The sequence below is a fragment of the Mesorhizobium sp. M7A.F.Ca.MR.245.00.0.0 genome, assembly GCF_003997415.1.
Lineage (GTDB): Bacteria > Pseudomonadota > Alphaproteobacteria > Rhizobiales > Rhizobiaceae > Mesorhizobium.
Genome location: NZ_RZTE01000069.1, coordinates 15,343 through 15,875, shown reverse-complemented (window position 1 = coordinate 15,875; position 533 = coordinate 15,343). Strand labels below are relative to the sequence as shown.

The following is a 533-nucleotide window of genomic DNA, read 5'->3' as shown; positions in this document are numbered from 1 at the left end:
GTGGGGGTCCGTGCCGGGCAGACATCTCAGGCATTCCACATGCGATAGCCGCGCCCGTCGACCGACCAGGCTCCCGCACCGGCCATGGCCAGCGCAACAGATCCGCCTGATATCGCAATGTCCTTCATCAGCATCTGCTGGTGCAGGAAGGCGAGCATCGCGTCGCCGCCGCCCTGGCCATAGTGGCCGATGAAACCGGCGGCAATGCAGAAGGCGGCGAGCAGCAGCGCCGTGACCCGGGTCTGGAAACCGACCAGGATGAGCAGCCCCGCGATCAGTTCGAACAGTCCCGTGCCCCAGGCAGCAAGTGTCGGCAGCGGCAGGCCGAGGCTGGCGAAATAGCCTGTGGTGCCGGCTATGTCGCTCAATGCATGGATACCGGAAGGCACGAACAGGGCGGCGAGCAGCACCCGGGAGAGCAGGAGCAGCGCGTTGCGGGGCATGTTCACCTCCCTTATCGGCCGCAGGCCGGCCTCCCGATAACCCGATCCTATCAGAAACTCCGGCCGACAGATCGGCGGGCATGTACCAAC

General features: G+C 65.7%; 1 protein-coding gene. It reads right to left on the bottom strand.

The genetic code is table 11. The features are described from left to right. Window positions 1-26: 26 nt before the first annotated feature. A complete protein-coding gene (locus EOB80_RS33350) occupies window positions 27-443 on the bottom strand; it encodes a DoxX family protein (protein WP_127332226.1) in 417 nt (138 codons plus the stop codon). Between the last annotated feature and the right edge of the window lie 90 nt (window positions 444-533).

What these genes read in the sequence shown, in the direction of transcription:
- EOB80_RS33350 (WP_127332226.1), bottom strand. Translation starts at nt 443, where the DNA reads ATGCCCCGCAACGCGCTGCTCCTGCTCTCCCGGGTGCTGCTCGCCGCC.